The organism is Acidimicrobiales bacterium (assembly GCA_035547835.1).
GTDB lineage: Bacteria > Actinomycetota > Acidimicrobiia > Acidimicrobiales > Iamiaceae > DASZTW01.
Genome location: DASZTW010000021.1, coordinates 1 through 12,247, shown reverse-complemented (window position 1 = coordinate 12,247; position 12,247 = coordinate 1). Strand labels below are relative to the sequence as shown.

Sequence of the window (12,247 nt, the reverse complement as noted above, 5' to 3'; positions counted from 1 at the left end):
TCATCGCTGGGTCGAGCCGCGCTTGGCGCGGCGGTTGACCCGCCGGATGGGTGCGTGTGCTTCGCGCTTGCGAGCGAGCTCGCTCGGCAAGGTGACCAGATGGGTGTAGGGAGTCATGGTCATCGTGGCCTCCAGGGTCATTTGCTTCACCTCTGAAGGTACGGAGATCCCCTTCGTCCCACATCGGGCAGATGCCTTAGGCGGGACCTCAGATCTGGGGGTGGGGTGACCGGGGGCACCCTAGTGGTGTGTCTGGTGGGTGAGCAGGTGGTCCTGGCGAGTCATTCGGTGCCGCTGGCCAGGACGCACGACGAAGGCGCAGCCGTGGCTGCGGTGAGGAGGGGGACGCCGCCCAGCGGTGCCGAGGGCCGCCAGGACCGCCCCGCCATTTGCCAGACGCACCACTGGGCGGCACCGCCAGGCGTGGGGGAGGCGCGGCATCCCCGTCCTCGTGCCGAGCGGTCGCTGCGACGCAGCACTGGGCGGCCCGGCAGGCGTGGGGGAGGGCCTCAGTCGGACTTGCTGCGGCCTTTGGCCTTCTGCTCCTTCTTCCACGCGCGCACCCGGTCGAACGACGCCCGTGAATCGATGTCGGCCACCGAGCGGGGGGTCGAGTCGGCGAACGGCCCGGCTGCTTGTTCCCAACCCTTGGGTCGGATGCCGAAGCGCTTGGCCAACACGGCCACGAAGATGCGGGACTTCTCCTTGCCGAAGCCCGGGAGCCCTTCGAGGCGAACCAACAGGTCGGCGCCGTCGGAGGCACCCTCCCAGATCTGCGTGGCCTTCCCGCTGTGGCGCTCGACGATCGTCTGGCACAACGCCTGCACTCGACCCCCCATCGAGCCCGGGAACCGGTGGAGCGCGGGCTGCTGACGGAACGTGTCGATCAGCTCGTCAGGGTCCATCGCCGCGATGGCCGCGGCGTCGAGCTTGCCGCCGAGGCGGTCACGCAACTCGAACGGTGAGTGGAACGCTCGCTCCATCGGGATCTGCTGATCGAGCAGCATGCCGATCAACAAGGCGAGTGGGTCGTCGACCAGCAGCTGGTCGGCGTCCGGATCGCCCGTCACCGGGAACGTGGGTGCAGCCATGAAGGTCAGCGTACGTCGGTCGTGGTCCCCCGAGTCACCCCCCGCCGCCCATCGTGCTGTGAGCACTTCGCCACCTCCGAGGTGGGTTTCTGCTCACAGCACGGAGGGTTTCCCCCGCCGCCCATCGTGCTGTGAGCACTTGGCCACCTCCGAGGTGGGTTTCTGCTCACAGCACGGAGGGGTCTTCTCAGTGGGTGGGGTCGTGGCGGGGGGCATCGAGGCCGTACAGGCCGACTGCGTCGGCGACGACCTCGGGCTTGATCTCGCCGGCCGACGCGAGCTGCGACAGAACGGCGACCACCACGTGTTCGCCGTCGGTGCCGAAGAACCGCCGGAGCGCATCGCGGGTGTCGGAGCGGCCGTAGCCGTCGGTGCCGAGCGACACCCACGGCTTCGGGCTCCACCGCGACACCTGGTCGGGGACGGCCCGCACGAAGTCCGTCACCGCCACGATCGGCCCGGCCGCCGCTTCGAGGGTGCTGGTGACCTGCGGGGTTCGGGCCGTGTCGCCGGGGTGGAGACGGTTCCACTCCTCGACCTCGATGGCCTCTTCGCGCAGGCGCTTGTACGACGTGGCGGACCACAGGTCGATGCCCACCCCGTAGCGCTCGGCCAGCTCGTCGCGGGCCCAACGGGCCGCACGGTGTGCCGTGCCCGAGAACAAGACGGTGGCCTTGGGTGCCTCGGCGGGCAGGTCGGGCACCGGTGCGAAGCGGTACAGACCATCGACGATGCCCCGCTCGACCGTCGCGCGCGCCTCGGCATCGTCGCCCGGCAGGGCGGGCATGGGGTAGTTCTCGTTGTACAGGGTGAGGTAGTAGAAGACCGACTCCGGTTCGGGGCCGTACATGCGAATCAGGCCTTCTCGCACGATGATGGCGAGCTCGTACGCGAACGCGGCGTCGTAGGCTTGACACGACGGGACCGACGACGCCAGCAACAGCGAGTGGCCGTCGGCGTGCTGCAGACCTTCGCCCGTGAGGGTGGTGCGGCCAGCCGTCGCGGCCAGCAAGAACCCTTTGGACCGTGCATCCGCCGCGGCCCAGATGAGGTCGCCCACCCGTTGGAAGCCGAACATCGAATAGAAGATGAAGAACGGCACCATCGGCACGCCCCGGTTGGCGTAGCAGGTCGCGGCCGCCGTGAAGCTGGCCATGGCGCCGGCCTCGGTGATGCCTTCTTCGAGCAGCTGCCCGTCGCTCGCTTCCGTGTAGCTCAACAGGAGCTTGGCGTCGACCGGCTCGTACTGCTGACCCTGCGACGCGTAGATCTTGAACTCCTTGAAGAGCGCGTCCATCCCGAACGTGCGCGCTTCGTCGGGAATGATCGGCACCACCCGCTCACCGAAGTGCTCGTCGCGCAGCAGCCCGCGGAACATCCGGGCGAACGCCATGGTGGTGCTGACCGACTGTTTGGAGCCGGCCAGGAACTCGTCGTACACCGCCGGTGCCGGCAGCTCGAGGGGGCGCCGGACGGCCTCGGAGCGGCTCGGAAGCGGCCCGCCGAGCGCCTTGCGGCGGCCGAGCAGGTAGTCGCGGTGGGGGCTGTCGGGCAGTTGGATGTACGGCGGTTCCTTGCCGTCGGCGAGATCCTCGTCGGACACGGCGTCTTCGAGGTGCAGGCGCTCGCGCAGCACCCGGAACTGCTCGTTGGTCATCTTCTTGATCTGGTGGGTGGCGTTGCGGGCCTCCACCTCGCTGCCGAGCGTCCATCCCTTGATCGTCTTGGCCAAGATCACGGTTGGTGCGTCGGTCTGCTCGGTCGCGGCCTTGTACGCCGCGTACAGCTTCCGGTAGTCGTGGCCGCCGCGCGGCAACCAGCGCAGGTCGTCGTCGGACAAGTGCTCGACCAGCTTGCGCAACCGCGGGTCGGGGCCGAAGAAGTGCTCACGGATGTACGCGCCGGACTCGACGGCATAGTTCTGGAACTCGCCGTCGACCGTGGTGTTCATCTTGTGCAGCAGGACCCCGTCGACGTCGCGTGCCAACAGCTCGTCCCACTTCGAGCCCCACACGACCTTGATGACGTTCCATCCGGCGCCGCGGAACACCGCTTCGAGCTCTTGGATGACCTTGCCGTTCCCACGGACCGGCCCGTCGAGCCGCTGGAGGTTGCAGTTGACGACCCAGATGAGGTTGTCGAGCTTCTCGCGGGCGGCGAGCGTCAAGGCGCCGAGCGTCTCGGGCTCGTCGGTCTCGCCGTCGCCGACGAAGCACCACACCCGCGACTGCAACGTGTCGTCGATGCGACGGTGGTGCAGGTACTTCAGGAAGCGGGCGTGGTAGATCGAGTTGATCGGCCCGAGGCCCATCGAGACGGTGGGGTACTCCCAGAACTCGGGCATCAGCCGTGGGTGGGGGTAGCTCGACAGGCCACCGGGGTCGACCTCGCGGCGGAAGCGGTCGAGCTGCGCTTCGCTGAGGCGCCCTTCGAGGAAGGCCCGCGCGTAGATGCCGGGCGACGCGTGGCCTTGGATGTAGAGCTGGTCGCCGGGCTCGCCGTTCGCCTTGCCCCGGAAGAAGTGGTTGAAGCCGACCTCGTACAGCGACGCCGACGATGCGTAGGTGGCGAGGTGTCCGCCGATCCCTTCGGCCGCGTGGTTGGCGCGCACCACCATGGCCGCCGCGTTCCAGCGGATGTACGCGCGGATGCGGCGCTCGAGGTCCTCGTCGCCGGGGAACCAGGCCTGCTCCTCGGCCGGGATCGTGTTCACGTACGGCGTGCTGATCATCGCCGGGTAGCCCACCTGGAGCTGCCGGGCACGTTCGAGGAGCTTCGAGATCAAGAACCGGGCGCGGGTCTGACCGCGCTCGTCGACCACGAGATCGAGCGAGTCGAGCCATTCCTTCGTCTCGTCAGGATCGATGTCGGGCAACTGGTGCACGAACCCGTCGATGATCATCGGAGACTCCTTCGCACGATCGGGGGAATGTGGTCGCCGGATCCTCCCGTCCAGTGTGCCGTGCTACCCGGTGGTAACCCCCCCGCGGCGGGGCGACCGGCTCGCTGCCATGCTGGTCGGCCATGAGCGACCGTGACCGGCCCGTCCACGAGGCGCAAGGCGAGCTGTTCGCCACCGACACCACCGCCGGTCCGGCAGGCTCGGATGCGGTGGGGGGCGCCGCGGCTGCGACGGTCGTGTTCACCGACGGTGCCTGCAGCGGCAACCCGGGCCCGGGCGGGTGGGCGTGGGCGGTGCCGGGCGGGCGCTGGGCGAGCGGCTTCGACCCGAAGACCACCAACCAGCGCATGGAGGTGACCGCCGTGCTCGAGGCGCTGCGGACCTTCGGTGGTTCGGTCGACGTGTGGAGCGACTCCACGTACGTCGTGAACTGCTTTCGGGACCGGTGGTGGGAGGGGTGGCTGGCACGTGGCTGGCGCAACTCCCAGAAGAAGCCGGTGGCCAACCGCGACCTGTGGGAGCCGCTCATCGACCTGTACCGGTCGCGCCCGGGCGCGATCTCCTTCCACTGGGTCAAAGGCCACGCGGGTGACCGGCTGAACGACTTCGTCGACGGGTTGGCGGTGCAGGCGTGCCGATCGGGCGCCGGTGCGAGCGGGACGAGCAGCCCGGAGCGGCAGTGAAGCGTCGCTTCGACGGCGTCCTGTTCGATTTCGGGCACACGCTGTTCTCGACGGCCGGGGGAGCGGAGGCGTGCGTCGAGTTCGCGGCGGCGCAAGGGATCGGCCTCGACCCGACCGCCGTGCGGTCCGCCATCGCGGCGGCATGGGCACGGGCCATCACCCCTGAGGAGATCGCCAAGGGTCGCGACCTCGATGCAGCGCGCCACCGGGCTTGCTGGCTCGAGCTGTACGGCCCCCTCGACGACCTCGCGCCCGGGTTGGCGCGCCACTTGTACGAGCGCGACACCGGGCCCGACGGTTGGCAGGCCTTCGCAGATGCCCGCCCGACGCTCGTGGCGCTCGACGAGGCCGGCGTGCGCATGGCCGTGGTCAGCGACGTGGCGTTCGACCTGCGCCCCCTGCTCGAGGCCGCCGGGCTCGACCGGTTCGTCCGTGTCTACGTGTTGTCGTACCGACTCGGGGTGACCAAGCCGCATCCGTCGATGTTCGAGCGGGCGCTGGCGGATCTCGGCGTCGCCGCGGACCGGGCGCTCATGGTCGGCGACAGCGCCGCGGCCGACGGCGGCGCGGTCGCGCTCGGCATGCCCGTGCTGTTGTTGCCGCCGCACCACGGCGACGGCCCGCGCGGGCTCGATCTCGTCCGCCGGGCCGTGTTCGCCTGAGCGAGGGTCGCCCGGCCGGCCCGTCCCTCGACCCGTTGTCGCCCGGGCCACCCACCGGTTTCCTTCTTGACCGATCAGTCAATAGAGTCGTGAACCATGGAACTGAACGGGATCTCTGCAATCGTCACCGGCGGCGCTTCGGGCCTCGGTGAGTCGACGGCTCGCCTCCTCGCCAGTCGTGGCGCCAAGGTCGTCATCGCCGACATGAACGCCGACAGGGGCAACAAGGTCGCCGGCGACATCGGCGGCGTGTTCGCCAGCGTCGACGTCACCAACACCGACCAGGTCATCGCCGCCACCGAGCAGGCGAAGGAGCTCGGCCCGGTGCGGGCCCTCGTCAACTGTGCCGGCATCGGCTGGGCCACCCGTACCGTCGGCAAGGGCGGCTACGAGACGGCGCACGACCTCGAGGTGTTCAACAAGGTCATCCAGATCAACCTCGTCGGCACGTTCAACTGCATCCGCATCGCTGCCACGGCCATGGCGCAGACCGATCCCGTTGACGAGGACGGGGCGCGCGGCGCCATCGTCAACACCGCCTCGCTGGCCGCCTTCGACGGCCAGATCGGCCAAGCCGCGTACTCGGCGTCGAAGGGTGGCGTGGTCGGCATGACCCTGCCGATCGCCCGCGACCTGCGCGCGATCGGCGTGCGCGTCAACACGATCGCTCCGGGCCTGATCGACACGCCGATCTACGGCTCGGGTGAGGCGTCCGAAGCCTTCAAGGCCAACCTCTCCAAGGACGTGCAGTTCCCCAAGCGCCTCGGCAAGCCCGAGGAGTTCGCGACCCTCGCGGTCGAGCTGATCACCAACGACTACATGAACGCCGAGACGATCCGGATCGACGGCGGCGCCCGCCTCGGCCCGAAGTGATCTGAGCGCACCACCGGCGTGACGGACGCTCGCCGCGGTGAGCGTCCGTCACGCTGTTGCGCGCCCGAGGAGCCGGCGCAGCGTGGGCTCGAGGTCGGGGTCTGCGAAGGCGAACCCGTCCGCGCTCAGCACGCCCGGGGTCACTCGCTGGCTGGCGAGCAGCAAGTTGTCGACCAGCTCGGCGATCGGCTTCGGTCCCTTGGTCAGCAGCCGGGCCGGTACGCGCACTCTGGCGGGTCGGTGCAGCACGCGGCCGAGGGTGGTCGCGAACTCGGCGTTGGTCACCGGATTGGGTGCCGCCAAGTTGACCGGCCCTTCGATCTCGCGGTCGATCAGGTGCCGTAGCGCGGCGACTTGGTCGTCGAGGCTGATCCACCCGAGCCACTGCCGGCCGTCGCCTGCCGGCCCACCGAGGCCGACCTTGAACAGCGGGAGCTGTGCGCCGAGCGCCCCGCCGCGCGCCGCGAGCACGACGCTGGTGCGGGCCAGCGCGACCCGCACACCGGCCGCCTCTGCGGGGCGGGCTGCGGACTCCCACGCCAGGCACAGCTCCGCGAGGAAGTCGCCGCCGAGCGCGCTGGCCTCGGTGAGCACTTCGTCGCCGCGGTGCGCGCCGTAGATCCCGATCGCCGAGCCGGACACCAACACGCGCGGCGTGTGGTCGAGTTGCCCGATGGCGGCGGTCAGCGCAGTGGTGATCCCTACACGGCTGTCGACGATGGTGCGACGGTGCTTGGCCGTGAACGCCCGTTTGGCGATCGGCTCGCCAGCGAGGTTCACGACGGCATCGACCCCGTCGAGCGCGCGGTGGTCGATCACCCCTGCCGCGGGGTCGTAGGCGACGGTGGCGCCGTCTGCCTCGGCGTTCGTTCGCGCGCCGTGGGAGCGGACGATGCGACGGATCGTGTGCCCGTCGCTACGCAGGGAGCGGACGAGCTCCTGGCCGATCAGGCCGTGTGAACCGGTGATGGCGACATCCATGGGAACCCCCGGAGGACGATGAGAGTCCGTCATTGGCACGCAGGTACGTGCTAGGCAAAGGCCCGGATGGGCCATACCGCCCATCGTTCCACGGGATCCGCCCGGGGCCCGTCAACAGCCCACCCCGCCCTCAGCTCCGAGGAGAACCACGTGCTCCAAGATTTCAAGGACTTCATCAACAAGGGCAACCTCGTCCAACTGGCCGTCGCCTTCATCATGGGCACCGTCTTCGCCGCGGTGGTGGCGGCGTTCGTGAACTTCGTGGTGATGGACATCATCGCCGCCATCGTCGGTAAGCCCAGCTTCGATGCCATCGCGATCCACTGGGGCAAGGCGCTCGGCACGGTCGACAAGACCACCGGCGGCATGGCCTACAAGCACATGATCCACATCGGTGCGTTCATCACGCAGTTCATCAACTTCTTGATCATCGCCCTGGCGGTGTTCTTCATCGTCAAGATGTACGAGAAGTTCTCCAAGAGCGAAGAGGAAGAAGCCGGGCCGACCGACACCGAGCTGCTCACCGACATCCGCGACCTGCTGCAGCAGCGCGGTGGACAGGCCTGACGACCTCGTTCAGCTGATCCCGAGCCGGCGGCCGAGGTCGGACTGGAGGACCCGGACGGGATCCACGCACGCTCGAACGGCCTGCCACTCGGCGAGCCGCGGGTACATCACCCGCACCAGCTCCGGGCGGAGGCGGCTGTCCTTCGCGAAGTACACCCTGCCGCCCGCCTCGGCGACCTGGTCGTCGAGGCGGTCGAGCAGGGTGGCGAGGCCGGGAGCCGTCGCGGTGAAGTCCACCGTGAGGGTCCACCCGGCGATCGGGAACGAGAGCGGTCCGGGGTTGGCCGCCCCGAAGCGCTTGAGCACCGTCACCCCGGAGCCGTAGCCGGCGCCGACGAGTTGCTCGATGATGCGCCGCAGCGCAGCTTCCTCACCGGTCGGCACCACGAACTGCCACTGCAGGAAGCCGTGCGGCCCGTAGACGGTGTTCCATCCGCGCACCATGTCGAGGGGATGGAAGAACTGGGCGATGCGCCGCAAGTGCCCCTCGCGCCGCTTGGGCGCCTTGTGGTACCAGAGCTCGTTGAACGCCCGGATCGTGATCGGGTTGAGCAGGCCGGGAGGCGCCAGAGCGGGCGCCGCGACGATTGGGTGGGCGTCGTAGTCGAGGGGCCGGGCGCGCAGCCGCGGAGGCAGCTCGTCGCGGCGGGCGAAGCGCGCACGGTCGAGCACGGAGCGGCCCAGCCCCGAACCGGTGGCGGTGAGGTCGATCCAGGCCACCGAGTACTCGTAGTCGGCGTCGCCGCGCTCCATGAGGTCCATGACCTCGTCGAGGTCGTCGGCTCGGACCGTGTCGACCAGCAGCCGGCTCGTCTCGATCGGGTGCAGGTCGAAGGTGGCGTCGAGGATCACCCCGGTGAGGCCGAGGCCTCCCGTGGTCGCCCAGTAGACCTCGGGGTCGCGGTCCGGTCCGACGTCACGAAGGCCCTGCGCGGGCGTGTGCAGGCGGAGGCTCCGCACGTGGTTGCCCCACGAGCCGCGCACGTGATGGTTCTTGCCGTGGATGTCGTTGGCGATGGCGCCGCCGACCGTGACGTAGCGCGTGCCCGGCGAGACGGGGAGGAACCAGCCCTCGGGCACCAGCCAGCGCATGAGGTCGTCGAGACTGGTACCGGCCAGCGCCCGGACTCGGCCGCGGTCGCGGTCGAGCTCGAGCAGCCCGCTCACCTGCGTCGTGTCGATGACCCGGCCGCCCGCGTTCTGCGCCGAGTCGCCGTAGGAACGGCCGAGGCCCCGGGCCAGCACGCCGCGCGCCGGCGGGTCGTCGAAGGCGCGCTCGAGATCGTCGACGGTGGTGGCGTCGGTGACGTCGGCTGCCGACGGCGACGTCCGCCCCCAGCCGCTGAGCAGCCGGCGGGTGCCGGTGTCCGGGCCGCTCACGTCACCACAGCTTGTAGATGCCGCCGGCGAACGCCGCGATCCAGACCAATCCGAGCACCTGCAAGACGCGGTCGTTGAGCACGACTTCCTCGGGCTCGCCGCCCCGCCCCTCGTCGGCCAGCAGCGCGTAGCGGAAGATGGCCAAGCCGAACGGGATGATCGACAGTTGGAACCACGGGACGTGCAGGTCGGTGTTCAAGTTCGCCTTCTCGAAGCCCCAGAGGCAGTAGCCGACCAGCACCACCGCCGACGTGACCGTGCGCAGGTGGGTCAGGTACGTGCCGGTGTACGCCGCCAGGTTCGCGCGGGTCTGGCTGGCACCCTCGCCCATCCGTTTGACTTCGGCCTCGCGCTTGCACGCCACCATGAACAGCGACCCGAAGATGGCCACGATGAAGAACCAGTCCGAGATCTCGATGCCCGTGGCGGAGGCCCCTGCAACGGCGCGGAACGCGAACCCCGACGCGACGGCCACGACGTCCCACATCACGAGGTGCTTGAGCCAGATCGTGTAGCAGGTGGTCTGGACGACGTAGAGCGTCACCACCAGAGCGAGCTGCCAAGTGGCCGCGAACGACACGCCAACGCCGGCCACCAGCAGCCCGATGCCGAGCCCGCGGGCGAGCCCGAGGGGGATGTCGCCGGCCGCGATGGGGCGGAACCGCTTGCGCGGGTGGCGCCGATCGGCCTCCACGTCGCCTGCGTCGTTCAAGTAGTACGTGCCGGACGCGGCCAGGCAGAACGCTGCGAACGCGATCATCGTCTTGGCGAACGCGGCGCCGTGGGTGAGGACGCCGGCGGCGCCGGGGGCCGCGAACACCAGCACGTTCTTGATCCACTGCTTGGGTCGGGCCTCTACGAGCAGCGCGAGAGGGAGTGGCCGCCGCCGATGCTCCGGCGACGGGGCGGGCGAGGGGTCGACCATCTCAAGCCTTGCCCGAGACGACCCGCCACAGCGGGCGTGGCAGGTGGCGGAAAGCGGCGAACACCCATCGGAGGGTCGACGGCACCCAGATGGTGGTGCGGCCGGTCTTCAGCCCGTCGATGATCGCGTCGGCCACCGCGTCGGGGGTGGTCGACAGTGGTGCAGGTTCCATTCCCGCGGTCATCTTGGTGTGGACGAAGCCCGGCCGGACCACCAGCACCGATGCCCCCGAACCGCTGAGCGCGTCGCCGAGGCCATGGGCGAACCCGTCGAGTCCGGCCTTCGATGACCCGTACACGAAGTTGGTCTTGCGCACCCGCTCGCCGGCGACCGACGACAACACGATCAGCTTGCCGTGGCCCTGGTCGCGCAAGTGGCGTGCCACGATCAGGCCCGCCGACACCGCGCCGGTGAAGTTGGTGCTGATCGCCGCGGCCGCGGCCACGGGGTCCTCCTCGAACGTCGCTTGGTCGCCGAGCACCCCGAACGCGATCATCACCGCGTCGAGGTCGCCGTGCGCGGCCCAGACCGCGTCGATGACCGTGGCGTGCGACGACGGGTCGAGCGCGTCGAAGGCAACGGTTTCGACCGTGGTCGCTCCAGCGGCGCGGAGGTCATCAGCCACCGCGCCGAGCTGCTCGGGTTGACGGGCTGCGAGCACGACCGTGCGGCAGCGTCCGGCCACGAGTTTGCGGACGGTGGCCTGTGCGATCTCCGATCCTCCGCCGAGGATCAAGATGGACTGCACGTTGCCGAGGGCGTCACGCATCAAGCGCTCCAGTCGGGGAACCGGGGCAGTATCGCGCGATGTCGAGTCGGCCCGGTGCTCGCTCGGTGGTCACACCACTAGCGCGACGCGCTCAGCACTTGGACGGTGAAGGCCACCAAGATGGCCAGGCCGCACACCATTGCGGCGACGATCAGACGGCGAGTGCTCAAGGTCGCTGAGTGTACTGGCGGCGTGCGCGGCCCTCGCTCTCGAGGGTACGGTCGGTGCGACCGGCTGGGGTCAGGGCGATCAGAGGTGTGGAAAGGGGCGGGCATGCGGCACGCAATCGGACGGTGGTGCGCGGTCTTCGCGCTGATGGGTGGGCTCGTCGGAGTGGGGGTGGCGGCCGCGGCCCCGGCCGTCGCGGCGAGCTCGAGGAACTTCGTGGCGCCCAACGCGTCAGAGGCGCACTCGGGCAACTCGTGCGCGACGGCCAAGTACGCGTCGATCCAGGCGGCCGTCGAGGCCACGTCTGCGGGAGGGACGGTGATCGTGTGCCCCGGTACGTTCCCGGGCGGCGTCACGATCGACCGCCAGCTCACGTTGCAGGGCCTTCCCGGCGCGGTCATCGATGCCGACGGTGCGCCGTACGGGGTGGGCGTCGCCGCCTCGTACAGCAAAGTGCTCGGTCTCACGATCGAGCACGCAACGGCGTCGGAGGAGACTCCGGGTGACGGCATCGTCACCGCCGGGTTCACCGAGCAAGGCTTCCAGGTCGCGGACCACGTCACGATCGTGGGCAACCACTTGGTCGACAACGGCGGCGCCGGCATCGACATCCAGAGCAGCTCGTACAACACGGTCGTGAACAACGACTCGGAGTGGAACGGCATCGGGATCAACGTGTCCGACGACCTCGGCGCGCCGAGCTCGCACAACGTCATCCAGTCCAACGTGGCCAGCAACAACCCCGGCGGTTGCGGGATCGTCCTCGCCGACCACAGCGGAGCCGGGATCTTCTCGAACATCGTCGTGGGCAACACCGCGGACAACAACGGTCTCGGCACCCCGTCGGCGCCCGAGGGGTCGTCCGGCAGCGGGATCATCCTGGCCGGCGGTGCCGGTGGCGTGTACGGGAACACGGTCGCCGGCAACACGTTCGACGGCAACGGCCACGCCGGGATCGCGCTGCACGGGCACGCGCCGGGCATGAACTTCTCGGGCAACGTGCTGAGCGGCAACTCGATCGGCACCAACAACTTGCGCCAGGACTTCATGGACCCGGAGACGACCGGCATCTACCTCGGCGACGCCAGCCCGCTGTCGATCGTGGTGTCGGGCAACAAGATCCACGACAACGAGTACGGCATCTTCACGGCAGGTCAGGTCACCCTGATCGGTTCGAACACGTTCACGAACGTCTCGCAGCAGCGCGGCTCCACCCCGTCGTACTGAGCGGGTCGGGGGGGGGGGG

12 protein-coding genes are annotated in these 12,247 nt (G+C 69.5%); 5 read left to right on the top strand and 7 right to left on the bottom strand.

Annotation, left to right across the window (positions count from 1 at the left end; all coding sequences use genetic code 11):
* The 3 genes from VHA73_16830 to aceE form a co-directional block, all read right to left on the bottom strand.
* A complete protein-coding gene (locus VHA73_16830) occupies positions 1 to 141 on the bottom strand; it encodes a hypothetical protein (protein HVX19690.1) in 141 nt (46 codons plus the stop codon).
* 368 nt (positions 142 to 509) lie between these two features.
* Positions 510 to 1,091, bottom strand: a complete 582-nt coding sequence (locus tag VHA73_16825) for an HhH-GPD-type base excision DNA repair protein (protein HVX19689.1) — start codon at positions 1,089 to 1,091, stop codon at positions 510 to 512.
* Positions 1,092 to 1,278: 187 nt separating this feature from the next.
* Entirely contained in the window at positions 1,279 to 3,993 is a 2,715-nt protein-coding gene (gene aceE, locus VHA73_16820; protein ID HVX19688.1) for a pyruvate dehydrogenase (acetyl-transferring), homodimeric type, read from the bottom strand.
* 122 nt (positions 3,994 to 4,115) lie between these two features.
* On the opposite strand from aceE, the gene VHA73_16815 reads away from it, so the two are divergent.
* The 3 genes from VHA73_16815 (at position 4,116) to VHA73_16805 (ending at position 6,211) form a co-directional block, all read left to right on the top strand.
* Positions 4,116 to 4,676, top strand: a complete 561-nt coding sequence (locus VHA73_16815) for a ribonuclease H (protein ID HVX19687.1) — start codon at positions 4,116 to 4,118, stop codon at positions 4,674 to 4,676.
* On the top strand, positions 4,673 to 5,338 hold the full coding sequence (locus VHA73_16810) for an HAD family hydrolase (GenBank protein HVX19686.1): 666 nt from the start codon (positions 4,673 to 4,675) through the stop codon (positions 5,336 to 5,338). Before VHA73_16815 ends, VHA73_16810 begins: the two co-directional genes overlap by 4 nt.
* A gap of 96 nt (positions 5,339 to 5,434) precedes the next feature.
* Positions 5,435 to 6,211, top strand: coding sequence for an SDR family NAD(P)-dependent oxidoreductase (locus VHA73_16805; GenBank protein HVX19685.1), 777 nt, complete (start codon positions 5,435 to 5,437; stop codon positions 6,209 to 6,211).
* A 48-nt stretch (positions 6,212 to 6,259) separates the two neighbouring features.
* On the opposite strand, the gene VHA73_16800 is transcribed toward VHA73_16805, so the two are convergent.
* Positions 6,260 to 7,192, bottom strand: coding sequence for a TIGR01777 family oxidoreductase (locus tag VHA73_16800; protein HVX19684.1), 933 nt, complete (start codon positions 7,190 to 7,192; stop codon positions 6,260 to 6,262).
* Between the two features lie 150 nt (positions 7,193 to 7,342).
* Between VHA73_16800 and mscL the strand changes: the two genes are divergently transcribed.
* The gene (gene mscL / locus VHA73_16795; protein ID HVX19683.1) at positions 7,343 to 7,759 is read left to right on the top strand and encodes a large conductance mechanosensitive channel protein MscL; all 417 of its coding nucleotides are present in this window, start codon (positions 7,343 to 7,345) and stop codon (positions 7,757 to 7,759) included.
* Positions 7,760 to 7,768: 9 nt separating this feature from the next.
* Here mscL and VHA73_16790 read toward each other — a convergent pair whose 3' ends face one another.
* From VHA73_16790 to VHA73_16780, 3 genes are read right to left on the bottom strand one after another with little or no spacing between them, the layout of a single operon-like run.
* On the bottom strand, positions 7,769 to 9,139 hold the full coding sequence (locus VHA73_16790) for an FAD-binding oxidoreductase (GenBank protein HVX19682.1): 1,371 nt from the start codon (positions 9,137 to 9,139) through the stop codon (positions 7,769 to 7,771).
* A gap of 1 nt (position 9,140) precedes the next feature.
* Positions 9,141 to 10,064, bottom strand: a complete 924-nt coding sequence (locus VHA73_16785; protein ID HVX19681.1) for a decaprenyl-phosphate phosphoribosyltransferase — start codon at positions 10,062 to 10,064, stop codon at positions 9,141 to 9,143.
* A gap of 1 nt (position 10,065) precedes the next feature.
* Complete coding sequence (locus VHA73_16780; protein HVX19680.1) at positions 10,066 to 10,833, bottom strand: decaprenylphospho-beta-D-erythro-pentofuranosid-2-ulose 2-reductase; 768 nt, start codon at positions 10,831 to 10,833, stop codon at positions 10,066 to 10,068.
* Between the two features lie 273 nt (positions 10,834 to 11,106).
* Between VHA73_16780 and VHA73_16775 the strand changes: the two genes are divergently transcribed.
* Positions 11,107 to 12,228, top strand: coding sequence for a right-handed parallel beta-helix repeat-containing protein (locus tag VHA73_16775; GenBank protein ID HVX19679.1), 1,122 nt, complete (start codon positions 11,107 to 11,109; stop codon positions 12,226 to 12,228).
* The last annotated feature ends 19 nt before the right edge of the window (positions 12,229 to 12,247 follow it).